We start from the raw sequence: 23,849 nt of genomic DNA, 5'->3' as shown, positions 1-23,849 counted from the left end.
GAATATATACATACATTCTCTTTATAAAGGAGCTTAAAATATTGAATGTCCAGTTAAAGGTTGTTACGAGAGATAATTGGGAAGATGCTTTAAAGTTACAAGTTAAAGAAAATCAGACGAAATTTGTGCCAGCTGTAGCAGTTTCACTAGCTAAAGTGTATATAAAACCAGATGGTGACAATGTAAAGTACATACCATTTGCGATATACGACGGCAATCTAATGGTTGGTTTTATTATGCATGCTGTTGTAAAAGAAACAACTGATATGTATTGGATAAATGGATTTATTATTGATCAAAAGCAGCAAGGTAATGGTTTTGGAAAAGCGGCATTACAAGAAAGTATTTCCTTAATAAAAAATACATGTAAGGCGTGTAAGGAAATTAGATTAACAGTACATAAAGATAATATCTCTGCAAAGAAACTATATGAACGTTACGGTTTTCAACCATTGGGACATGATTATGATGGTGAGCAAGTATATCGTTTATTTGTTAATCAAATATAAAGTAAATGACTGGGAGGAATAACAATTGAAAAATAAATTTCATCATATTGTACGAGCTGTTATGATAAAGGATAAAAAATTGTTAGTGGCTGAATATATTGGCCATCATTATTTTTTACCAGGTGGTCATGTTGAAGTTGGCGAATCAGCTGAGAATGCATTAATAAGAGAACTACGAGAAGAACTCGGAGTAAACTGTAGTATAAAACAATTTTTAGGCGTAATAGAAAACAAATGGGAAGACCGAGAAGTTCTTCATCATGAAATTAATCACATTTTTGAAATAGATTCACAAGAGTTACATATTGATTTCATACCAAAATCTAAAGAATCTCATTTAGCGTTTCACTGGATAGATTATAATCAAGAAGCTTTACATACGTATAAAATCATGCCAGTACCTTCAGTTAAAGAGTTACTAGAAAGGAAATTAAGCGATGAACGACTAAACTGTTGGATTAGCAATTTTTAAACACCTCTATTAATAGTAAATACGTCCCTGAAAGGAGATTAAGAAAATAGGCTGAAAAACAAGGTACATCACCTAGCGTAAGTTCATATTTTGTTGATGTACGCATTTAGTCTATAGCCTTATTTCTACTTTGTTTGCAAAAATATATAAACTGTAACATTGGGACGGAATTTATTTTTATAAATGGAGGGTTTCGTAATGAATCAGTTTCAACAAGAACTACAATCATTAAACCTTAATGATTATCAATCTGGTAATGTTGTGTATTGGGATCAACTACAACAAAATCAATATCCATACTATTACATTCAAGACGATGCACGTCGTTGCGGCGGATGCGGAGGTTGTGGTGGTCGCTGTGGTGGATGTGGCGGCGGAAGATGTGGAGGTTGTGGTGGTCGTTGTGTAGGCTGCGCTGGATGTTTCGGTTGTTTTAACTGCTGGAACTGGTGGATCATTTAAGTATAGAAAACTAACAATGGTGTACATGAAAGAAAGGTGTAAATACTATTTTATACTTTTCTTTCATGTTTTAATTCTTTATTCGTGTTAAGGGGGATTTATTTGTATACATACGATAAGTTAATTTCTTGGGTAGAAAATATAAAAGAAGAAAATCATAGTTCTGCTACAGCACTGTGCATTATAAAAGATAACAAAATCGTACTAGAGCATTATAGTGGCCATCATTCAAATACATCTACAAGTAAAAAAGTAACAGCATCTTCACAATTCAACGTTGCTTCTGCAAGAAAAAGTTATTTAGGTTTAATGGTAGCATATGCGCTTTACGAGGGGAAAATAAACTCTATTGATGAGGAAGCGATAAAGTATTTTAAAGACTTTAATCCTGTATTACTTGGTAAAACAACGATAAGACATTTAGTAACACATTCGCACGGTTTAGGAGAAACGCACGACGGGACAATTTTTCGTGAATTTGAACCTGGACAAGCGTGGGCGTATAGAGATATTAATGTAAGAATGATTACATGTCTTATTTATCAGCTCTATAACAAAAGTTTTCCTGAATTGTTAAAGGAGCGTATATTTGATTTAGCTAACTTCCAAGAAACAGGTTGGAGAATTCAGAAAGATGAAAACTTAGTTAAAGTTGTTAATAATCCAAGTGAAGACGCAATTAATGAAATTGGTACAGTAGATGATGGTTCTGAAAAAAATCTATTTGTCTCAGCTAGAGAATTTGCTTATTGGGGCAATCTTCATTTAAATCAAGGTATGATAAACGGTAAACAAATTGTTCCAAAAGAAGTTATAAAAATTGCTACGAGTTTGCAAAGTCCAATATTTACAAACAATGAACTACCACAAAACGGGTTGTTTTGGTTCGTTCAAAATGAACCTGCGCTTTCAAGTGAACTTGGTGAACGAGTGCCGAAAGGATCGTATCAAATATTAGGAATTACAGGACCGACTCTTTTAGTAATACCTGAATATAATGTAGTTGTTGCGAAAATGTATAATAAAAGGTATAACTACGGCGGTGATAATTATTTATATTATTTACGTGAATTTAGCAATTTAGTCGCTGATACATTTCGTAACGGTAATGGGGCATAATTACTCCTATAATGAAAAGGAGTGAGAGAAAGTGAAAGATAAAATGAATAAAAACAAAAAGCAAAACAGTAAAGATGTAAATACAGAGCAAAATGCAATTTATAGCGATCCCAAAGATGCAGCTAATATGCAAACGGTACCGCAGCCAAAGGATTTTGATGAAATTGAATATTAATTTTTCGTTCATCCGACTATATGATGAATGAAAAATACATCTTAAGTCCCATCACGTGACAGAAATATTTTGGTATCCTATATACATAAGCATTTGAAAATGTCTTATCTTAACAAAGCTTTCTTTAAGTAAATCTAATATAACCTACAAAAAGACACTTCATTATGGAGTGTTTTTTTGTGTACATGAATTCAATTTCCATTTTCCATACAGTATCTTGCTTTTGATGATGGTTATACTAACTGTGAAAATTCATGTCAAGATAAAAGAAGGGGACAGTTAGTATGAAACAAACTTCTATAAATCCGTTACTAATTGTTCTAGGTACAATTATTGTTCAAATTGGCCTTGGAACAATTTATACATGGAGTTTATTTAATCAACCCCTTGTTAGTAAGTTTGGATGGAACCTCAATTCCGTAGCGATAACTTTCTCCATAACAAGTTTTTCATTATCATTTTCAACCTTATTTGCAGGAAAGTTGCAGCAAAAATTAGGACTTCGTAAACTCATCGCTACTGCAGGGATTGTTCTGGGACTCGGTTTAATACTTAGTTCGCAAGTTTCTTCCTTACCATTACTATATTTATTAGCTGGTGTCGTTGTTGGTTATGCAGATGGAACTGCTTATATTACATCACTATCTAATTTAATTAAATGGTTTCCAAATCGAAAAGGACTTATTTCTGGCATATCTGTTTCGGCATATGGAATGGGCAGCTTAATCTTTAGATATATAAACGGAAGTCTTATCGATAGTCTTGGTGTTTCACAAACATTTTTATATTGGGGTATCATCGTTTTACTTTTAGTATTAACCGGATCGTTCTTCTTACGTGAAGCAATAGTGAGTAATACTGTAACTGAGACATTACACAATGATTATACGCCTCGTGAAATGATGCGAACGAAACAAGTATATCTTTTGTTTTTTATGCTATTCACATCGTGTATGGGCGGTCTATATTTAATCGGTATGGTAAAAGATATCGGAGTGCAGCTCGTTGGACTTAGTGCAGCAACTGCAGCTAACGCCGTTGCAATGATTGCAATTTTTAATACGGTAGGTAGAATTGTTCTTGGAACGTTATCAGATAAAATTGGCCGAATGAAAATTGTCTCTGCAACATTTATTATTATTGGATTGTCAGTCTTTACTTTAAGTTTTATCCCGCTAAATTATGGCATTTATTTCGCTTGTGTAGCAAGTGTTGCCTTCTGCTTTGGTGGTAACATTACAATATTCCCGGCCATTGTCGGAGATTTCTTCGGCTTGAAAAATCATAGTACAAATTACGGAATTGTTTACCAAGGTTTCGGATTTGGTGCGCTTGCAGGAGCATTCATCGGAGCACTACTTGGTGGATTTCAACCAACCTTTATTATAATTGGTGTGCTATCTGTTATCTCTTTCGTTATTTCAATATTAATTCGTCCACCAAAAGCAGAAAAGAAAAAAGAAACAAAACATTTATATCGGAAAGTAGCTTAATTCTGGAAAAGAGTCCTAATAAAGGGCTCTTTTTATATTACAAAATATTTGATTTCCCCTTTTTAATAAATGTGTAGGAAGAAAAGAGTTACTTAATTCAAAATGAAATGATTTGAAAAGTAATAAAGTGATTTATTTCTCAACGAACTAAGTAGCAGATTAGTAAAATATTCATATTGTTTTATAAAGGTACTGAAATCATGTTATAAAACTACATTAACCACCTTTGTTATTAGATAGGCAATTCATTTGTATACCATTATTTTATTATAAAGGTAGTTGGCTTTTATTGGTTACAACTATAATTTCTTCTTTTATTGCATTCACTTCAACAAATATTGATGATATTTTTATACTTCTTGTTTTATTTTCACAAGTAAGGACAGAAGTAATTAAGAAAGAAGGTAGAAATGTCCGAGAAAAAACTAAGGTGAAAGAACTTTATATTGTTATTGGACAATATTTAGGATTTAGTTTAATTATTTTTCTGAGCATCATTGGTTCTTTAAGCTCCTTTTTCATTCCTATATCTTGGATTGGGTTATTAGGATTCGTGCCAATTTATATGGGAGTGAAAGGACTATTGTCACTTCATTGTTATAAAGGTAATGAAGTCATTGATAACGCTTCTAGTTCATTATTTAAAGTAGCTTCGATTACATTAGCTAATGGAGCTGATAATATTTCAATTTATATACCGATGTTCGCTAGTCAAAATCTTAAAACAAATATTGTTACATTAATTATCTTTTTTTGCATGATAGCAATATGGTGTTTTATTAGCTACAAATTGATAAGAGCTCCTATTTTAGCTAAAGTAATTGAGAGAAATTGTCATATTATCGTTCCAATCGTTCTAATTGGTTTAGGAGTGTTCATTCTTTTTCGCAGTGATACAATTCGATTATTCTACTAAGGTGTGAACTTACGGAAGTTTTAATTAATAAGAATCGAACAACGTAAATATTTTCGATAATTACATTCCTTTAGATTAATTCGATTCTATACAGTGTATAAAAGTCTTATTACAGATGAAGTGTAGTAGGGCTTTTATTTATTTTAGTGAAATGAAACAGTGCCCTACGACTATTAAGTTAGACAGGATATTACGATTATTAAATTGAATAGATACTTTAAAAGGAGCGTGATAATTAAAATGAAAATAGTAAAACAATGGGTCCAAGAAGATAGTAATTACATAAGAGAAAAAGTAATTGAATATAACCAAAAACATATTTCAGATGAAGACAAAAAGCCATCAGAAAAAATTAGTTTTATAGTAAAAAATGATAAGGAAGAAATAGTAGGTGGAATAACCGCAATTTCATTTTGGCACCATGTTCATGTTGATTTCTTATGGGTTTCTGAAGAACAAAGACACGAAGGCTATGGAAGCAAGTTAATAAAACGTATTGAAGAATTCGCAATTGAAAAAGGCTGTAGGTTAATCAATTTAGATACTTTTAGCTTTCAGGCGCCTGATTTCTATAAAAAGCATGGATATAAAGTGATTGGAGTAAGTGAAGATCATCCGAAAGGACATAATCATTACTATTTAGAAAAACGTTTATAAAGTGTATATAGAAGTAACGTTAGTATTTTGAATACAAATTTATCCTTTTGGATTATGCATTTAAAGGAGAATCTTGAGTGAATTCATATTTAGAGGCACTTCTAAAGCAAAAAAAAGATCGAAGTGGAATATTAGTTACGGGAAACTAATTATTTATAGCGAATATATCTAAAATAGGCATCTAAATATATGCATTCAGATGAAGGGGGAAATGTTATGAATTCATTTGTAAATGATAGGTTTGATGAAACGAGAAAACATCTATTCGAGGAAATTATGATATTGGATGATGCTCAATTCAATAGTAAGCCAGACAAGAATAAATGGAGTATAGCACAAGTATGTCATCACTTAGTTTTATTGGATAAAGTGGTCATAAAGGTTATTTCATCTGGCTTAAAAAAGATTGATAGTACCCTAAAAGAGCGTCGAGAAATCCGCTCTATATTACAAGATAGATCGCTAAAATTTATAGCTCCAGGAATGATTGAACCAAGTTTAGAACCATTTGAAGTGCAGCAAATGGTCGATTTGTTAAACGAATCGAGAAAAGAATTAATGCGTTTCCTAAGTACAATAGAAGATGAATCTATATTAACGAAAAAATCAGTGATGCATCCAGCTCTTGGAGAATTACTTCTTGATCAGTGGATAGAACTGATCTATTTGCATGAACAGCGTCATATAGAACAAATCAAAGAGATAAAACTACTTTGTGAAATTGGGAAGTAAAAAATCTTTGGCTATTAACAAAAAATACGGGTCTCATATGTATACTTTTAAAATTGATCTAAAGAAACGTTAATTTGGAATCCGTTTGTTATATAAGTTTAACCTCGTCTCAAAATAGGAGCAGGGTTTTTACTAATTTAGGAGTTATTCTGGCATTTTCATTTAGTATTAATTTAATCAATTTTTATTCTAATTATTAAAACAAGTTAATGATAGAATGATAAATAGACAGAAAATTCCTTTTAGTAAAAACAGAGGAGGTACGTATGAAAAAAGTAAATGTTACATATGCACTTTTATACGATAAAACAAATGAAAAGATCTTAATGGTAAAAAACAAAGGGATGAATGGTTCTTATTACACGCTACCAGGTGGTGCAGTTAAATTAGGAGAAACGTTAGAGGAGGCAGTAATTCGGGAAGTGAAAGAAGAAACCGGGCTACATATAACTGTAAACGGTATTTGTTACATTAGCGAAGCTTTTTTCGAAGAGAGAGGTCACCATGCAATTTTCTTTAATTTTTTAGGTGAAATAATTGGCGGAGAGACAAATATATCAAGGCCAAAAGAAATCGAAGAGATTACTTGGATGGAATTACATAGAGCAGCACCGCATTTACGTATACCAGAACATTTACTAAATATAGTACAAAGTAAAGAAACTGTACCTTACTTTTTTAACGGAACAATCGCTCATCAATCTTCATAAAATTATCATTTCATGTAAGGCGGGGAAAAAATGGAGTTTATCGTTAATCATAAACATTTCACTCAAGCACTTTCAGAAGTAAGTAAAGCTATATCTACCAAAGCTATAATCCCTATATTATCTGGTATAAAAATAACTGCAGATCAATCTGGAATTACTTTAATCGCAAGTAATTCAAATATTTTCATTGAAAAATTCATCCCTAGTTCCAACGAAGACGATCAAATTACAACTATAGTAAAAGTAGGAACTATTGTAGTACCGGCAAAATATTTTATTGAAATTATAAAGAAAATGCCAAGCGATGTATCATTAAAAAGTACGAATGAGCAAATAATTACGATACAGTCAGAAGAAATCACATTAAACTTAAATGGGCTTCCAGCATATGAGTTTCCGAATGTACCACTTATAGACGATCATGCAAAAATTCAAGTAGAAACGGAACAATTGATTGAAGTGTTTAAACAAACAGCCTTTGCAGTAGCTAAAAATGAATCTAGACCTGTTCTTACCGGTGTTCATATAGAGTTAGATCATAATAAATTAATTTGTGTAGCAACTGATTCACATAGACTTGCTATACGCGAAACGATAATTTCTACAGAGGTAAAAGCAAGTTGTATCGTACCAAGTGCAACTATTAGTGAACTGCTAAAATTAATGAATAGTAATTCAAAATTCGTATACATCTATCTTTCAGAAAGTCACATTATTTTTACATTCGGTACAACTACATTATATTCAAGATTAATTGAGGGAAAATATCCTAATATATCTAGTTTAATTCCAAATGAATTTCAAACAGTCATTAACGTAGATAGAAAAAGGATTTTACAAGGTGTAGATCGATCCAGCTTATTATCAAGTGAATGGGCAAATAACAATGTTAACTTAGAAATCATAGACGAATCCACAATTAAAATTTCTTCTAACGCTTCTCAGATTGGAAAAATATCCGAGACACAACAGATAGATGAGATTCAAGGTGAAAAACAATTAAGTATATCTTTCGATGGACGATTTATGATGGATGCTTTAAAGGCGATAAAAGAAGAAACGGTTACTTTAAGTTTCAGCGGTTCTATGAGACCAATATTAATTGAAGCAGGGACACCATCTGCAGCAGTATATCTTATATCTCCAGTAAGAGCTTATTAATAACAAAGGAAGGAATCACATTATGTACAAGCACACTTTATGTTTTATAAAGAGAAATGAAGAGATACTTATGTTAAATAGAGAATATGACCCTGTAAAAGGATTATGGAACGGGGTAGGTGGAAAGATAGAAAAGGGAGAAACACCTTTAGAAAATGCGATTCGTGAAATAAAAGAAGAGACTAATATAGAAGTTACGCATGAACAAATTCAGTTTAAAGGCATTATTAAGTGGGAGGACTCATCTTACTCTGGTGGTATGTATGTTTATTTAGTAAAGCTACATAATGAATTTACATATCACACTCCAAAAAAAGTATCAGAAGGAATTTTAGATTGGAAAGAGATTTCTTGGATTCTAAGTGACTATAATTACGGCGTAGGAGAGATGATACCTAAATTTTTACCGGATTTATTCCACAATGAATTAATATTAGAGCACAATTTTGTTTTATCTAATCATAAATTAATAGATTATAGGAATGCGGAATTGATTAAGCAGGATAGTTCTATAGATAATATAGTTCAATTATAAAAAGCAGGAATTGTAATCTATAATACGCAGCACAATCATTATAGCCTAAATATAAAAGCCATAGATTATTCGAAGAGTAGCTAAGGAGAAAACTTATATGAGGATGAGTGTAATGAAGAAAATAATTATTTTACTCATAGCTGTAGTTTTAATTACTTTTGCTTTTTATCAATACAACAAAAAAGATAGCGTAGCTAAAAATGATAAAGTGTATGTAGAAGACTTTAAAGGTAAAAATGATTCAAACAAAATACAATCTGCTATTAATAAAGCAGAATCAAGTACAATTAAAACAGTATTGCTTGAGGATAAGAAGTATAAAATCACGTCACCAATCGTAGTGAAAAAAGGTGTAAAATTATTATTCGGTTATGGAACACAGTTTGTTGTTGAAGGTAATTTCAGAGTTCTAGAATTAGAAAAAAACGCTTCTATCGAAGGAGCCTATATAGCTGTAAACGATCCTACATTTAATTCTGAAGTTATATATTTAGACGGCAAAAATAAGTATTATAACACTTGGCACAAAACACAAATAAAAGATATAAATATTATTAATTGGACAGAAACAAATAAAGGTACTGGAATTTCTTTGTATTCTGGTGGGAAAGAAAATGAAATTTCATTTATTAACTTTGAAAATATAAAAGTTGTAGGAATGGAAACTGGGCTGAAATTAGTAGCAAAGAAACCGCAATCTGGTTATGCTTGGATAAATGCCAACCGTTTTATAAACTTCTCACTTGAAGATTGTGTAAATATGATTTATATGGATAGTAATGTAACTACACCAAATGAAATTAGCGGTAATCAATTTACAAATCTACAATTACAGCCATCAAGTAAAACGAAAAATATATTAAGAGTAAGTGGACAACATAACGAGTTCAATGGAATGGTGTGGGATTTACAGAAAATCAATCACGAAAACGAACTTATTGAACTAACTGATAAAAGTATGAATACGGTTATTAATATTACCTCTGTACAAACAAATAGAGTTTTAGATAGCGGTAAAGCAAATATAGTGAAATAAGGTTAAATACAGAAAAAGAGCGAATTCCTTATAATAGAGATCGCTCTTTTTTTATTTATAGTTAAATTTCTCTCCACCAAGTTGATGAAGGATAGTATGTAGATTTTAACGTGATAGATTCACCAATTTGTGGCGTTGCAATATTAACTCCTAAACGCTTTGCTTCTTTTGTCACACGTTCAATAGGATCACTCCATTCATGTAATGATAATGTAAAAGCACCCCAATGAATCGGAAGAAGTAATTCTCCTTTCACGTCAATATGAGCTTGCACTGTCTCTTCTGGTAACATATGAATAGCAGACCACCTTGGATCATATTGCCCGCATTCCATTAACGTAAGATCGAATGGACCGTATTTATCACCAATCTCCTTAAAGTGAGGAGCATACCCGCTATCACCACTAAAGAAAACTTTAGTCTCTTGACCAAGAATAAGCCATGAACACCATAACGAACAATCTCTATCTGTCATACTTCGTCCTGAGAAATGCCTTGCAGGTGCGCAAACTAATTTTATATTATCAAACGTAATTTCGTCCCACCAATTATGTTCACTAATTTTGCTAGGTGAAACACCCCATTTAATTAAATATTGCGCAACTCCAGTTGGAACATAAAAATGCTTCACACGATCTTTTAACTGCATAATACTCTTGTAATTCAAATGGTCATAGTGATTATGTGAAATGATAATCGCATCAATTTCTCGAAGGTCTTCACGTTCTAAAGAAAAAATACCACTATAACGTTTACTATTAAACAGAGGAAATGGGGAAGAGGCATCTCCAAACATTGGGTCTAATAACAATGTTTTACCTTCTATTTTCAAAAGAGAAGCAGAGTGCCCAAACCATGTCACACTCTCTAAAGACTCATTATTTTTATCCGATAAAACAGTAGGTAAATTCTTTAAAGGACGCAGCTTTGATTTCATTTTAAAGTAATCAGTCATTAAACCGATTATATCTTTCGGTTTAAAACTTACATCAGTATGAATTTGATTCATATATTTCTTTTTCATTCGTTCTCCTTTTTACGTTTAACAATATACGTATGTTGTTATTGTAGCTATTTGTAGTTTAAACGAAATTAATTTACCTTTCATCTTAAATTCAGTACATTTCATAAATTTGTCAAATTCATTATTCTTATATATAAAAAATAAATCAAGCAGCAGATAAAACGAATATGAAGTAAATGTAAATTATTTAAATTTAGTAAATTTCTTCTTACAAGCAACAAAGAACATACGTTTCGTTATATGTTATAGAAGTAAATACGCCTGTAAATAATAAAAGGAAGGAGAATTTATAAATGCATGCAGATAGAAAAAAGAAATCAAAATGTAAACTATCAAAATCTGAAATCATTCATTTGTATGCAGAAGGGAAGAGTACCTCAGAAATCGCCATGCTTGCTAATGTGTCTGCAAGATATATTCGTATGGTTCTATCAGACAGCAACGTTCCAAGGCGTGCTATAGGGAGCTGGAAGAGAAAGTATGACATAACAGAAGATTATTTTAAAATGTGGTCAAATAATATGGCTTATATATTAGGATTTATAGCAGCAGATGGTGTCATACAAAAAGAAAATCAATGCGTCAGTATATCACAAAAAGAAAGTTACATTTTAGAAGACATAAAAAAAGAACTAAAAACAAACCAGCCACTTTACCAAAATAAAAAAACAGGCGTATATATGCTAAATATTAATAGCAAAACAATAAAAGACGACCTTATGAACATACACGGAATCATGCCATGTAAATCATTTAACATTGAATTTCCTTTTGTACCAGAAGAATATTTACATCATTTTGTTCGTGGGTATTTTGATGGGGATGGTTACGTCAATTATGAAACTTATACAGTAAGCTTTGTAGGAGGATCATATAGATTTATGAATTCTTTACATCAAATTCTTCAAAATCACAATTTACGAGCCGATTTACTAAATCAAAACAAACATTATCGCGTTATTTTATCTGGAAGAAAATCAATACAACTATTTTCAAATTGGATTTATAAAGACAAAGATATTTATTTGCATAGAAAACATGAAGTGTTTCAGAAAGAAAGTCTAAGTTTAGGTCAATTACAAGATCGAAAACTAAAACAAACTCAAACCGTCGTTAAACAAAGAAAACAAAATTTCCTTAAAGAATACATGAAAGATAAATGTAATGCTTTAGCTTGTTCAAATTTAGAAATAAGCGAATCGACTTTTAAACATTGGTTAAAAAATGATAATCAATTTAAAACAGAGTATGAAAAGATTAGTTTGACAAGTTCCACTAGCGATAACTAAATATAAAACTCTAGAAAACCTTAGTATAGGTATGAAGATAGCAATACTAAGGTTTTTAATTTGAAATCATTAAAGGATTCTTAGTTTTATTTATGGAACATAATAAATACATAGATTTTACAATTAATTTGCTAAAAAAGGAGAGAGACACCTTGCAAAAGAAATTTATCAATCCAGAAACCATGCCACCAACTTTTGGATATTCGCATGTTGTCGAAGTTAGTAACGCTAAACGAACAATTTACATATCTGGACAAGTAGCGATCAATACGGATGGTCAAATAGTTGGCGTTGGCGATTTAGCTACACAAACGCGACAAGTATTCGAAAACATCAAAAGTGCATTAGAAACTTCGGAATTAAGATTTAATGATGTAGTAAAATTAACATTTTTCTTAACAGATATTTCTCAAATGGCCATTGTTAGAGATATTCGAGATCAATACATTAACACTAAAAATCCACCAGCAAGTTCAGCTGTTGAAGTTAGAAAGTTAATTAACGATAACTTATTAATTGAAATCGAAGCAATTGCTGTGGCAAACTAATTTTAAAAACTCATTCGTAATCACATCAATGCAATTCGTTTAATGCGTTCATTTAAAACGAATTGCATTTTTTATTGTCTTAAATATAATTTATATCTGGAGACATTTTCATCAACAACTTATAAAACAACAAAAAAACAAACAACTAAACAATCCCATCACACAGAATGATTAAAAAGAACAAGGGGAGGCTAAACACTAATGCTAACATTTAATAAGTTTATTATTTTAAGTTAGTTAACATAATATATATTATAGGCAGTTATAGAAGCAAAGCGATATCAGGTATCAAAAACCAAGTAAACTATACTTAATGAGACGAAACGGAGATTTTTAGTGAGATTTACATAAAATCTTATCTAAACGAATTTCTACAGTTTTTATCGTTTTATTGTTATAAATCCATCACAGCAAATTCAAATCAATAATCCAATAAGAATTATCGAATCAAAATCATTTTTGATCGGCAAGAAATTTTTATACAGAAAAATTATTTCTATACAAAATATAAATTAGTAATTTTATTTTATGTTGTACTTAATGAATTTATTGCTATTTACACACGTTTTACAACTTTACATTATTTTTGTTATTTACGCTTGACTTTCATTACACTCATTGTTTTTTATTCTAGTTAACATAACGTTTATTTTTAACATAAAAAAATCTCCCTCACCTTTAGGAAGATTTTTTAGCTTGCTAGTATTTCATTTATATATTTTTAATAACAATCCCAATTGTAAATAACATTGGAAAAATCTAGATTTAATAAATCGTCTTTCTTTATAAAGAAATTAGCAACACCAGAATCTCCCCACATAATATTTAATGAATCATCTGTATCAATTTGCAACAATAACATGTCATGTTGCTGGTATTTTTCTTCCCATTCCCTTGGATCTGTCTGTGTGAAAAATGGATAACCACCAATTTTATGCCCTTGATCTTTACATAAATCATCATACAGTTCGCCTAATTCTGTATTATTTTCTTCATCAACAATTTCTTCCCAATCAATGTTATCGCTAAAAATCTTTTCAAATCGATAATCCCTTGATGTTACTGGTTGATAACCTAATTCAAACTTTATTTTCGCTGCTTCAGGAATGATAAAGTCCTCTAATTCTAAAGTGTTTAAATAACTAAAATCAGTAATAACCTTATTTAAATCTTCTATAATTGTAGAATGATAAATAATTCGAAAGTCTTTTTGGTTTGTTCGATGATCTAAATCTGCTCCATAAAGCTCATCATCAGCACTTACGAAAAACTGTAATATTCCCTTTTGAGGCATATATTCAACATGCGGCATTTCTTCAAAGTTTAACTGCGCAAGTAACATCATAGGTTGTCCATTTGAATCTTTAGGATGCTCTTGATCTATAGGTAAATACGGATAACCACCAAACTTACTCTCAAAAAGCGTCGTCTCTGCTAATGTTCCAGACACTTTAACATACGGTTTCACACTTTCTTCTAAAATACTACGATATTTTTCTAGTTCTTTCGGAATTTGAAGTTGATACGTATTCTTCATCACATTTGCCTCCCTTTAAAAATGAATGGATAATACCTTACTTAATTATATAGCAAGTGATGGCTTAATTGAAAATTGTTAAAAATCCGTTTTCACCCTCGTTTTTTGCGCACTTGGTGGACAAAGTAGATTATGTTCTAATACCTTTTTATTAATAGTTCGAATTAGATCCGCCGCTTCTGCAGTATTTGTATTATCTTTTAGTTTTTCTTTTAATTCATCAATTTCCTTTGAAAGCTCAATCCACCTAGGTAAAACATGATTATTCTTTAAAGTTCTATACAGTTGTTTTTCAGGATTGTACGAAAGGTCTTTATCAAGATTAAGAGGTTTCCCTTTACCGAGTAAATTATTAAAAGACCCTTTCTTTTCTGCTTCTTTAACGATAGAACTAATATGATCCTCATACGTATAGGACCAAACTTTCTCATCTTTTACTAAAATCTCTTGCTTTTTCAGTTTTTTATCTATTTCTTCTTGATTCATAGATTCTCGCTCCTTTTTATTTTATAGTGTCGTTTTTTTTTTTTTTTAGTTTTAATGCTTTCAATCCATCAAACAACTTTTCTCGCCACCACACGCCGTCATGTCCGCCTTGAAACTCTTCATAAGTATTTGGTACCCCTTTCCTTTTAAAGCTTTATACAGGCGCCTATTAGCCGTTAAAAGAGGTTTGTTTTCAAGTTCTCCTGCTGCTATGTAAAAATGAGTTTGACTCGTATTGGAATCTATAGATGAAATTTGATTTTCAATCCAAGGAATTTGATTTTCATAACCACCCTTTTTCCAATGCACGGATCCAGACATTGATAACACGTTTCCGAAAACATGTGGATTTTGAAGCGCTGCATAAAAAGCTGCTAAGCCACCAAGACTGAAACCAGCAATTGTTGTATGATTCTTTTCTTGATATACGTGATACCTAGCTTGAATCCACGGAAGTAGTTCCTCCGTTAAAAATGTATTCATTTTATCGTTATAAGTTAGCTCTTCTAGTCGATCAACGGGTTCTATAGCAACAGCAATACAAGATGGGATTTCTTTTTCGTATATTAAATAATTGAGTGTTTTTGCGATTGAAAGGTTCTTAATAAATGAATTCCCATCAAATACAATGAGAAGTTCTTGAGGATGTGAAGTGTGAAAATAATCATGAGGCGTATAAATATGAATTTTACGTGTGTTATTTAAAATCGTACTATGAAAAGAATGTGTTTCAATTTTTCCAGATGGATAATGATTTGAAGGGAAACGACTGCTATACTGCACTTCCATCCCTATACTTAACACTGATGCTTTATTAGCACCTTCTCCAAATGTATTTCCATTAAATCAGTCTAGTTCGTACTGTTCACTACGCTTTATCCAATCATTTTCGAAAAAATCGTTTACTGAAAAATAGTAAGTTGAAATAAAACTCTTATCCGTCCTAAACGTTTCATAACAAATATCTGTCTGTCTGTAACAATCGTTTTAATTGATTTACAGACAGATCCCAACCAGGAAAACTACCGAATACATAAACATTTTCAGTTTGGCGTATGATTTGACTTTATTTCATGCAAAAAAGTATAAAAAGCTTTCTCGTTTCCATTTTTTAATTGATTATTAAGCTCCTCTAACTTAGGACTAATTATTGAAGTCACCCATCTTCCTCCTTTGTATTTCTTTTCACTAGATTGCTTTTATAAAAATTAGGATTAGGATGATATTGTATTTAGATGAGTTATTTATTAGAAAGTTTATCAATTGCCTGAATAGAAAGTTCCAACGCTTTGATTCGTCTTGTTAAAAGAGTTCTTTGTGGACTACCAACTTTAGACTTATCATAGGCTCTCTCAATTGATGGAAGTAAACCAACAAGGACATTACGAGCTTCTGCTAACTCTTCTTGACTATACTGGTGACTTTCTTGATTCCAAACGTTTTCTAGTACTGCTAACCCTACACAAACGGCTTTAAGTCGTTTTTTCACTAATGTAGTATTTGCACCTTTTTGAGTCATCTGTAATAGTGCATTTTCAAGTTTACGAATAGTCGATTGTAAAGATTTTATTGATTCCGATTTATCTATATTTGATACGTTTTCCATTTTACTGTTGTTCCTCCTGGCTTAACTTATTTAATACTGGATATAATAAGTACTTGATTTCACTCGAAATATTTTATCATAAATAACTAACGATATTCGAGTTGGACAATCCATTAAAGGAAAACAATCGCTAAACGCTTCTCCTCCCTTACTTCATTCTATAAGTACTTCTTTCTGCACATTAAAATTCCTATATAAGCAAGGTATAAATATTGTCTTTTTTATGAACAAAAAACGCACAAGCAGCATAACTTGTACGTTTTAATTTTTATTCAGTAAGATAATATAGTAATAGTTTTCGCGCTTTCTCATAATTCATGAAATCTCTATACAAAACGGGATACTTCACAATTTCTGTTTCTATAGAACGATATTGCGGAAACCATTCAAAAAACGATTTCCTTAACCACTTTATTTGCTGAAACGTAATGTTCTGTTCGTTTCCATTTAGTACAGAACTTAAAGTACCTGCTGTATGCATCCAATAATGATTAAAATCAGCGTTTATACAGTCATCATCTGTAAATTTACTTTTTAAGTCTCGTTGCAATTTTCCTGTAGCACGATGCAGCAGACTATGCATTTTCTGCAATTCATTAAAAATAACCATTTTACCTAATAGCAACTTTCCACCCCTTTATTTCTCTATCCAACTTAATAATTTTTCATAATGATATTGAGCATCTTTATAGCCAAGATTATATAAATTAACTAGCTTTTCTTTATTTCTTTCTATTCCGCTTATAGGAAGTTGTGAGCTAGGCTGAATTACATAAAAATTATCTTTCTGTTCGTTGCCATTCATATAAGTTACGGTTTCATTATAATAACGATAATGTTCTACTAAATGTTCTGCGATTTTCGGATATTTACTATATAAAATTTTAGCCAGACCAGAAAATTTATTCCGCTGCTTCTCATATCCTTCTGGCTTTGTCATAATCACGACGTTCTTTTGATAACCATCAGTTTGTGCTTTTAGAACCGGTATAGGATCTATAATCCCTCCATCTAACAATTTTCGATTATCATATTCTACAGCAGGCGCTATAAACGGTACAGAACTTGATGCGCGAATGATTTTTAAAATATCATTTCCGTGTTCTATTTTATTGTAATAAACTGCTTTTCCTGAATCACAATCAGTCGTTCCTATAACAAATTGTTCATTGGAATTTAAGAAAGTTTGAAAATCAAATGGAACAACTTTATTAGGGACTTCATCAAATAAAAAGTCCATTCCAAATAATTCACGTTTTCGAATCAAATTTCGATAAGATATATATCGGTGATCTGACACTAGCTCTGCATTTACTTTTTTATTCCTTCCTTTTTGACGTGATAAATAAGTTGCGCCCATACATGCACCAGCGGATACGCCAACTACATACGGAAAGAATAAGTTTTTTTCCATAAAATATTCAAGTACTCCTGCAGTATATAGACCTTTCATTCCTCCGCCCTCTAATACTAAACCTATATTTTTCATGCTATATCCCTCTGCTTCTTTTTTCTTACTTACATGTTAACACAAGATTTTAAGACGAGGTTATATAAACGAATTGCAATAATAACCAGAAACTACTAAAGTAATGCCATAATTTCTTAGTAAATAGCATGGTACAATATAAGTAATACATTCCACAATTAACCGAGGAGGAATTTCATATGGGTTTATTTAGCGGTATTTTAGGAAATGCATCAAATACGAGTACAGAAAGTGTAGAACGTGATTTAGAGAAGATTATGTTAGACGATGAGAAAGTTGAACATGCTTATAAATTAATTCGTGATTTAATCGTATTTACAAATCGTCGTCTTATTTTAGTAGATAAACAAGGGATATCAGGTAAAAAAACAGAGTATCATTCTATTCCTTATAAAAGCATTACACAATTTAGCATTGAAACAGCTGGGCATTTTGATTTAGACGCTGAGCTTAAAATTTGGGTATCTAGTTTGAGTACACCAATTACGAAAGAATTTAAAGGTGACGATAGTGTTTTAAGCATTCAAAAAGCGTTAGTAACATATACGACGAAATAACGCTTTTATGTATATTTATTCAGTGCTAAAATTACTAACCCGAGTATTTTGTAAGAATATGCATCGCTTTTGTATATTTAATCTTAAGTAACAGAAAAAGGTAAAGCGTATTTCAAATGCTTTACCTTTCTTTTTTGTAATAAATGAGTGTAGTTCTATCATTTAATTTCTTTATTACTTCTGTTCTTTTATACCCCATTTTTTCGTATAGAAAACAATTTCTTTCTTCTTCTAAAATCGTAGTAAGTTCAAAACTCCGTGCTTTTGGAAAAATCTTTTCAATTAAAATAAGTACCTTTTGAGCGATTCCTTTCCCTTGATAGATTGGATGAATGAACATTGGACTGATCCAAAATTTATAAGGTAGTTCTTTTTGGGATATACATATCGCTCCAACAAGGTTCGAATCTATTATCATCTTATAAAAGTTGTTGCTTGGATTATTTATCCTTAAAATAGTTTTTTCAATAGTTTCATTTGCTGGATTTGTTTCATAGTCTTTATATTTATTTAATAAAGGGCTAAATGAGTCTATTTGCATTTGAAATAAAACTGCTGCATCATTTTCTGTTGCCTTCTCTAATGCAATCTCCATGTTACCAATTTAGTCGCTTTCTTAATGAAGTTATATGCGCTGTATGATGACGTCCATGCCATGCATATAGTCCAATTGCAGCAGCAAGTTTTGTTTCACCAGTTTCTGGATGATTAAATGTCTTTTCTAGATCTTCTAGTTCTAGAGAATATAAAAGGTTAACCCATCTTTTATGTAACGATTCTAACATTACTAGTGAAACGTCTACTGGTAATTTAGAATCAGGTAGTTCTGCCCACTTCTCTTCTTTATATGGTTTAATAGTAGGATTCTTTTCTGTTAGTGCTAATTTAAAGCGTATGTAGCTATTCATATGGCTATCAACAACGTGATGAACTACTTGACGAACCGTCCATCCACCAACTCGATATGGTGTGTCTAACTGCTTCTGATCTAAATCTTTAATTGCTTTTGCTAGTTCATTAGGTAAATCTTCAATTTCTTGAATCCATGTATCAATCATTTCTTCAGTTATAGGACGTTTGTATGTAAATTGCCCAATTGGATAACGTAAATCATTCATGTATAAGTCCCCCTTATTATAAGCGCGAAGTATTTCTCCATATATAATGTACAAACTTCACATGTTCCCCGTTTAATTCTACAGAATTTGTATCTGCTTCGTCTTGATAAGAAGAAAACCCGCTTTTTTCTAATACACTTTGTGATGCGAGATTATTAGTAGTTGTTTTAGCATGAATCTCATTAATTTTATTATTTTTCGCTACGTCTAAAACTAATTTTACAGCTGCTGTTGCAACCCCTTTTTTAGTAAACTTTTCTCCGACTCGATACCCTAATGAACTCCTTCGAGTTTCTGTATCAATATCTACTAAATTTATTCGTCCTACAATTTCTTTTTCTTCATTACGAATTAAATAAAAATAAGAATCTCCATCCGCTTGTTCTATTAATAAATCGTCTAGTAGCTTTCGGAAATATTCAAAATTAAAATATTGCGAGCCACGATTTGGTACCATTGTTTCAAAAAAAGATTTATTCGTAAGTTCAAACGTAAATAAATCTTTAGCATCGTGTTTCTTTAATTGTTCTATGTATATTTTCATCTCGCTCACTCCTTCTATATATACTAACTGTTATATATTCTTTTTAATCGATTATTTTCCTGCTATTTCTTTCGCTTCAGTAATACAGTAAGTAGTACTTTCGGATGAAATAGGTGCAATGGACTACGAATTAAATTCATCACTCTTACTAATCGAATATAAACATTAGAGTCAGTTGCAGATAGTTCATATATTTGTTTCGTATACCATAGCTGAAATTTTTGCTTCATCGATAATATTCTTGTTAGCTGAGGATGACGTGATATTTCCGTTGTAGTCATTTCCCAAGGAGTTTGTATGATATTAGCGGTCTTTTTATAAAATCGCTGTGTAAATGTTTTATCAAGCTTTTGTCTCTTTTGCAAAAGTAACTGCAATTGGTGAGCTTCCATAGCAGCAACTGAAACACCTTGCCCAAAAACAGGATCAAAACGACAATGTGCATCCCCAACTACTAACAATCCTTCTGGTAAATGATTAACTAAATCAAATCGCCGACGTACTTGATAAGGAATTTTGTACGTTTTGATATTTGAAATTGCCTCAGCTTTATTTAGAAAATCTGTCACATTAGAAATTGATAGGTTTTCAGCAAAATCATAAAACTCATCATCTGTTTGTGGTGCTTTCTCATTTGCATATCCGCTGAAAGTAACAAAATAGCGATTATCCTCAATCGTTTGAATAAGAACACCATACGGATTGTCAGGGAAACTTGGAGACATTAGCATATTACAACAGTCTAATTTCTCATTTTCTTTAAGTTTAAACATTCTAGTTGCGTAAAACAAATCAATGCGCACTTTCTCTTCTTGCACTTCAATATTGTATTCACGTAACCACGCTATACTTTTTGAACCGAATCCGCTTGCATCAACAACAATATCTGCTTGAATTTCTTCTTGCGTGCCCGTCTCTAAGCATTTAGCTTTTACTCCACTTACTTTGTTAAGCTTTCCATCTACTAATAAACCATCAACTAATGTTCCAAATTTAGTGGTAACATTTGAAATATCATTAATTCGTTTTTGAATATGCCATTCAAGCAAAAACCTACTTTGTTGAATCATATGTACTTTACCTATGAATTGCTGTTTCCATAAACCAAATTGATGCCATTTTATATCACGAGTAAAGTTATTTACGATACTACCTGTTTCAATTAATTCATTAGTGATAGTAGGAAACAATTCCTCAATCGCTTTTTCTCCACCTTTTAATAACACATGAGGATGATTACTTTGTGGAACTCTTTTTCTCGAAGACTTTCCATCCCATCTTTCACCAGCTTCTATAATGATTACTTCTTTAAAAGTAGATGATAATGCTTTTGCTGCGAGTTTTCCTGCGATACTTCCGCCAATAACGATAGCCTTATTAAACATATTTTCCCCCTTAATGAAAGAAGACCCTGCCTTGTATGAATGAAACAGGATCTAAACGAATAGTTACTACATTAAAAAACATGAGTAAATTGTAACGTTAAAATTAAAATGCCTAATCCCCATACGTAATACGCGAATACTTTTAAGGAGTGACGTTTTAAATATTGAATCATCCATGAAACGGCTATATAACCGAAAAACGCTGCTGATAATGTGCCGACGATTAAAGATGTACTAGAAATAGATTCTGCTTTCCCTTGATAAACATCTGCTAATTGCAAAATGATAGCTCCGACAATGGCTGGCGTTGATAATAAAAAAGAAAAGTAAGCAGCAGTTTCGCGGTCTAACTTCCTCCATAATGCAGCAACGATTGTCATACCAGAACGAGAAATTGCTGGGAAAATAGCAGCAGCTTGAAATGAACCGATAATAAATGCATCTTTATATGTAATGTCATCCATTTTTTTACGACCATTTTTTTGTTTTTCAGCCATATATAGAAAGAAACCTGTCACTAAAAACTCCCATCCAATCGTAATGCCTGTTTTTGAAATATCCTCAAAAAAGTCTTTAAATAACAATCCGATTACAACTGCGGGTATCGTCCCGACAATAAGTAGTAGCATTAGTTTGGAAAATGGATTTTTAATTAAATATATAAATTCTTTTTTGTAATAAATAAACACTGCAAGCAAAGTTCCAATGTGCAGCATCGTATCTAAAAACAATCCTGCTTCATCTAATTGAAACAAATGCCTTCCTAAATAAAGATGACCCGTACTACTTATCGGTAAAAACTCTGTTAAACCTTGTATGATTCCTAATATAAAAGCTTCTAACCAATTCATGATGGTCCCCTTTCTCGTTTGCTTGTACCAATATATGAAGGTTAAATTTTCGATATGAAAAAAACTATATTTCTCTATGAATTTACTTTTATTTTATAGATATATATGTAAAAAGAGGTAAGGAGGGTTACTATGTGGCAACATACGAAATTCGGCAATGTATTACTGTGGGCAGGACCTATCCTTGTGTTTATAGGGTTATGTATGACAAATGTTATTTCTGATATTCCTTTTTTTGAGGGAAAACATAAATCGATTGGAATTGTACTTATATGTATAGGTGTATGCTGTTTTATTGTTGCTAATCATTTAAAAAAAGGAGAAAAATATGAGGACTAAATTTAAATAAAAAAACAATCCCAGTATATGCGCTAGGATTGTTTTTTTTATTACTTATTTATAGAATACTTTATCAACGTTATATTTTGCTTTATATTCATTAATAATGTAAGTTTCGTAAATTTCTCTTTCTGTTGGATCCTCTACGATACATGCATCGATGCGGTATACTTCATCACGGTGATTTTTAATTGGTGAAACATTGTCTTCAAAATGCTTCTTAATACGTTGTCTAATTTTACGAGCTTTACCTACGAAAAGAAGTTCGTCATTAATATTGTAAAACATAAAAATGCCGCCTTTATCTCTAGGGAACAAGTGGAAATCGATAAATCCATTAATTGGAGTAATTATTGGCTCGTCTCCTTTAATAACTTGTTTACGTTCAGTAATTGAAACATCAGCTTCAGGAATATTAATTTTAATCAAGTTCATTCACGTCCTCTTTTATTATAAAGATAAATAATAGCATACATATGTAAGAAAAGCTACGTTCAGAGGCATATTTCATTTTATAATTCAAATATTATAGGTGTATCATGTAAACTCTTCTTCCAAATCATATGATCGCTTGATTCTCCCCAATACTCCTTCAGTACATAACTAGGTTCTCCAAACTTCTTCGTCCATATACTTTGTGCTTTTTTGTATCCACTATCTAAACAGTATTCTGTTATTCCTCTGCTAAGTAACGTAATATACATTGCATGTAGTAATAAATTGCCTATGCCATTTCGTTGATATTCAGGTAGTACAAATACAGTTCCTATTTCATATAAATCTTTAAATACACCACCTGTACAGCTATGAATCAATGTACTTGCTGGACCGATTTCAATTGTTCCAATGATTTTATCATTACTTGTATCAATGGCTAATAAAAAGTAACGACTGTCTCCATTGCTCTCCATATCATTTTTCAAATACTGTTTTTTCGTATGTATTTCATTTTCTATGTCATCTAATAATTGTAATAACCCTTCATTATTAAATGTGTCAGTAATAACAAGACGAAAAAACATATTCAGTTCATCTACATCATCCGAATTAGGTCTTCTAATTTTAACGTTATACACGACTTGAATCTCCAATCTTTAAA

Annotated in this window: 30 protein-coding genes and 1 pseudogene; 17 read left to right on the top strand and 14 right to left on the bottom strand. The window is 31.4% G+C overall.

Annotated elements, in window-relative coordinates; all coding sequences use genetic code 11:
* Nucleotides 1-41: 41 nt before the first annotated feature.
* From DN389_RS15215 to DN389_RS15160, 13 genes are all read left to right on the top strand, one after another.
* Complete coding sequence (locus DN389_RS15215; protein ID WP_149237337.1) at nucleotides 42-509, top strand: GNAT family N-acetyltransferase; 468 nt, start codon at nucleotides 42-44, stop codon at nucleotides 507-509.
* 25 nt (nucleotides 510-534) lie between these two features.
* Nucleotides 535-981: an NUDIX domain-containing protein gene (locus DN389_RS15210; RefSeq protein ID WP_088092542.1), complete on the top strand. Its 447-nt coding sequence runs from the start codon at nucleotides 535-537 to the stop codon at nucleotides 979-981.
* A 198-nt stretch (nucleotides 982-1,179) separates the two neighbouring features.
* The gene (locus DN389_RS15205) at nucleotides 1,180-1,443 is read left to right on the top strand and encodes a heterocycloanthracin/sonorensin family bacteriocin (RefSeq protein ID WP_060486806.1); all 264 of its coding nucleotides are present in this window, start codon (nucleotides 1,180-1,182) and stop codon (nucleotides 1,441-1,443) included.
* A gap of 102 nt (nucleotides 1,444-1,545) precedes the next feature.
* Entirely contained in the window at nucleotides 1,546-2,562 is a 1,017-nt protein-coding gene (locus tag DN389_RS15200) for a serine hydrolase domain-containing protein (protein WP_098190851.1), read from the top strand.
* A 31-nt stretch (nucleotides 2,563-2,593) separates the two neighbouring features.
* A complete protein-coding gene (locus DN389_RS28460) occupies nucleotides 2,594-2,737 on the top strand; it encodes a hypothetical protein (RefSeq protein ID WP_060486804.1) in 144 nt (47 codons plus the stop codon).
* Nucleotides 2,738-3,021: 284 nt separating this feature from the next.
* The gene (locus tag DN389_RS15195; RefSeq protein ID WP_149237336.1) at nucleotides 3,022-4,230 is read left to right on the top strand and encodes an L-lactate MFS transporter; all 1,209 of its coding nucleotides are present in this window, start codon (nucleotides 3,022-3,024) and stop codon (nucleotides 4,228-4,230) included.
* 289 nt (nucleotides 4,231-4,519) lie between these two features.
* Nucleotides 4,520-5,146, top strand: a complete 627-nt coding sequence (locus DN389_RS15190; protein WP_149237335.1) for a cadmium resistance transporter — start codon at nucleotides 4,520-4,522, stop codon at nucleotides 5,144-5,146.
* Between the two features lie 240 nt (nucleotides 5,147-5,386).
* Nucleotides 5,387-5,803, top strand: a complete 417-nt coding sequence (locus DN389_RS15185) for a GNAT family N-acetyltransferase (protein WP_061672987.1) — start codon at nucleotides 5,387-5,389, stop codon at nucleotides 5,801-5,803.
* A 216-nt stretch (nucleotides 5,804-6,019) separates the two neighbouring features.
* The gene (locus DN389_RS15180) at nucleotides 6,020-6,535 is read left to right on the top strand and encodes a DinB family protein (RefSeq protein ID WP_088091541.1); all 516 of its coding nucleotides are present in this window, start codon (nucleotides 6,020-6,022) and stop codon (nucleotides 6,533-6,535) included.
* Between the two features lie 266 nt (nucleotides 6,536-6,801).
* Nucleotides 6,802-7,245: an NUDIX hydrolase gene (locus DN389_RS15175; RefSeq protein WP_046954038.1), complete on the top strand. Its 444-nt coding sequence runs from the start codon at nucleotides 6,802-6,804 to the stop codon at nucleotides 7,243-7,245.
* A 30-nt stretch (nucleotides 7,246-7,275) separates the two neighbouring features.
* Nucleotides 7,276-8,406 (top strand): DNA polymerase III subunit beta, encoded by a 1,131-nt coding sequence (gene dnaN, locus DN389_RS15170; RefSeq protein WP_149237334.1) that lies wholly within the window; start codon nucleotides 7,276-7,278, stop codon nucleotides 8,404-8,406.
* 22 nt (nucleotides 8,407-8,428) lie between these two features.
* Entirely contained in the window at nucleotides 8,429-8,941 is a 513-nt protein-coding gene (locus DN389_RS15165; RefSeq protein ID WP_097857613.1) for an NUDIX hydrolase, read from the top strand.
* A gap of 97 nt (nucleotides 8,942-9,038) precedes the next feature.
* Nucleotides 9,039-9,977, top strand: a complete 939-nt coding sequence (locus DN389_RS15160) for a hypothetical protein (protein ID WP_060486797.1) — start codon at nucleotides 9,039-9,041, stop codon at nucleotides 9,975-9,977.
* Between the two features lie 61 nt (nucleotides 9,978-10,038).
* Here DN389_RS15160 and DN389_RS15155 read toward each other — a convergent pair whose 3' ends face one another.
* On the bottom strand, nucleotides 10,039-11,001 hold the full coding sequence (locus DN389_RS15155) for an MBL fold metallo-hydrolase (RefSeq protein WP_060486796.1): 963 nt from the start codon (nucleotides 10,999-11,001) through the stop codon (nucleotides 10,039-10,041).
* Nucleotides 11,002-11,294: 293 nt separating this feature from the next.
* On the opposite strand from DN389_RS15155, the gene DN389_RS15150 reads away from it, so the two are divergent.
* Nucleotides 11,295-12,290, top strand: coding sequence for an LAGLIDADG family homing endonuclease (locus DN389_RS15150; RefSeq protein ID WP_149237333.1), 996 nt, complete (start codon nucleotides 11,295-11,297; stop codon nucleotides 12,288-12,290).
* Nucleotides 12,291-12,442: 152 nt separating this feature from the next.
* Nucleotides 12,443-12,838, top strand: coding sequence for a RidA family protein (locus DN389_RS15145; protein ID WP_098190843.1), 396 nt, complete (start codon nucleotides 12,443-12,445; stop codon nucleotides 12,836-12,838).
* 721 nt (nucleotides 12,839-13,559) lie between these two features.
* Here the strand turns inward: DN389_RS15145 and DN389_RS15140 are convergent.
* The 6 genes and pseudogenes from DN389_RS15140 to DN389_RS15115 form a co-directional block, all read right to left on the bottom strand.
* A complete protein-coding gene (locus tag DN389_RS15140) occupies nucleotides 13,560-14,375 on the bottom strand; it encodes a YwqG family protein (RefSeq protein ID WP_149237332.1) in 816 nt (271 codons plus the stop codon).
* A 78-nt stretch (nucleotides 14,376-14,453) separates the two neighbouring features.
* Complete coding sequence (locus DN389_RS28820) at nucleotides 14,454-14,861, bottom strand: DnaJ family domain-containing protein (RefSeq protein WP_141555004.1); 408 nt, start codon at nucleotides 14,859-14,861, stop codon at nucleotides 14,454-14,456.
* Between the two features lie 16 nt (nucleotides 14,862-14,877).
* A pseudogene (locus DN389_RS28815) lies at nucleotides 14,878-16,021 on the bottom strand (alpha/beta hydrolase).
* An 80-nt stretch (nucleotides 16,022-16,101) separates the two neighbouring features.
* On the bottom strand, nucleotides 16,102-16,467 hold the full coding sequence (locus DN389_RS15125; protein ID WP_060486793.1) for a hypothetical protein: 366 nt from the start codon (nucleotides 16,465-16,467) through the stop codon (nucleotides 16,102-16,104).
* A gap of 268 nt (nucleotides 16,468-16,735) precedes the next feature.
* Entirely contained in the window at nucleotides 16,736-17,092 is a 357-nt protein-coding gene (locus tag DN389_RS15120; protein ID WP_149237331.1) for a YxiJ-like family protein, read from the bottom strand.
* Nucleotides 17,093-17,104: 12 nt separating this feature from the next.
* Nucleotides 17,105-17,956, bottom strand: a complete 852-nt coding sequence (locus DN389_RS15115) for a patatin-like phospholipase family protein (protein WP_149237330.1) — start codon at nucleotides 17,954-17,956, stop codon at nucleotides 17,105-17,107.
* A 179-nt stretch (nucleotides 17,957-18,135) separates the two neighbouring features.
* Between DN389_RS15115 and DN389_RS15110 the strand changes: the two genes are divergently transcribed.
* Nucleotides 18,136-18,513: a PH domain-containing protein gene (locus DN389_RS15110; RefSeq protein ID WP_000522480.1), complete on the top strand. Its 378-nt coding sequence runs from the start codon at nucleotides 18,136-18,138 to the stop codon at nucleotides 18,511-18,513.
* Nucleotides 18,514-18,634: 121 nt separating this feature from the next.
* On the opposite strand, the gene DN389_RS15105 is transcribed toward DN389_RS15110, so the two are convergent.
* From DN389_RS15105 to DN389_RS15085, 5 genes are all read right to left on the bottom strand, one after another.
* On the bottom strand, nucleotides 18,635-19,108 hold the full coding sequence (locus DN389_RS15105; protein WP_098190837.1) for a GNAT family N-acetyltransferase: 474 nt from the start codon (nucleotides 19,106-19,108) through the stop codon (nucleotides 18,635-18,637).
* Between the two features lies 1 nt (nucleotide 19,109).
* Nucleotides 19,110-19,631 (bottom strand): YfiT family bacillithiol transferase, encoded by a 522-nt coding sequence (locus tag DN389_RS15100; RefSeq protein WP_087984454.1) that lies wholly within the window; start codon nucleotides 19,629-19,631, stop codon nucleotides 19,110-19,112.
* Nucleotides 19,632-19,647: 16 nt separating this feature from the next.
* Nucleotides 19,648-20,175 (bottom strand): GNAT family N-acetyltransferase, encoded by a 528-nt coding sequence (locus DN389_RS15095; RefSeq protein ID WP_060486788.1) that lies wholly within the window; start codon nucleotides 20,173-20,175, stop codon nucleotides 19,648-19,650.
* Nucleotides 20,176-20,237: 62 nt separating this feature from the next.
* Nucleotides 20,238-21,560, bottom strand: coding sequence for an NAD(P)-binding protein (locus DN389_RS15090; protein ID WP_149237329.1), 1,323 nt, complete (start codon nucleotides 21,558-21,560; stop codon nucleotides 20,238-20,240).
* Between the two features lie 71 nt (nucleotides 21,561-21,631).
* A complete protein-coding gene (locus tag DN389_RS15085; protein WP_149237328.1) occupies nucleotides 21,632-22,411 on the bottom strand; it encodes an undecaprenyl-diphosphate phosphatase in 780 nt (259 codons plus the stop codon).
* Nucleotides 22,412-22,543: 132 nt separating this feature from the next.
* Here DN389_RS15085 and DN389_RS15080 point away from each other — a divergent pair, with 132 nt between their 5' ends.
* Nucleotides 22,544-22,750, top strand: coding sequence for a hypothetical protein (locus DN389_RS15080; protein ID WP_000267713.1), 207 nt, complete (start codon nucleotides 22,544-22,546; stop codon nucleotides 22,748-22,750).
* A gap of 54 nt (nucleotides 22,751-22,804) precedes the next feature.
* Here the strand turns inward: DN389_RS15080 and DN389_RS15075 are convergent, their stop codons facing one another.
* On the bottom strand, nucleotides 22,805-23,185 hold the full coding sequence (locus DN389_RS15075; protein WP_001048941.1) for a nucleotide excision repair endonuclease: 381 nt from the start codon (nucleotides 23,183-23,185) through the stop codon (nucleotides 22,805-22,807).
* Nucleotides 23,186-23,262: 77 nt separating this feature from the next.
* Nucleotides 23,263-23,826, bottom strand: a complete 564-nt coding sequence (locus tag DN389_RS15070; RefSeq protein WP_149237327.1) for a GNAT family N-acetyltransferase — start codon at nucleotides 23,824-23,826, stop codon at nucleotides 23,263-23,265.
* Nucleotides 23,827-23,849 lie beyond the last annotated feature (23 nt).

The sequence above is a fragment of the Bacillus sp. AY3-1 genome (assembly GCF_008368785.1).
Taxonomy (GTDB): Bacteria; Bacillota; Bacilli; order Bacillales; family Bacillaceae_G; genus Bacillus_A; species Bacillus_A wiedmannii.
This window is presented reverse-complemented; position numbering and strand designations above follow the sequence as displayed.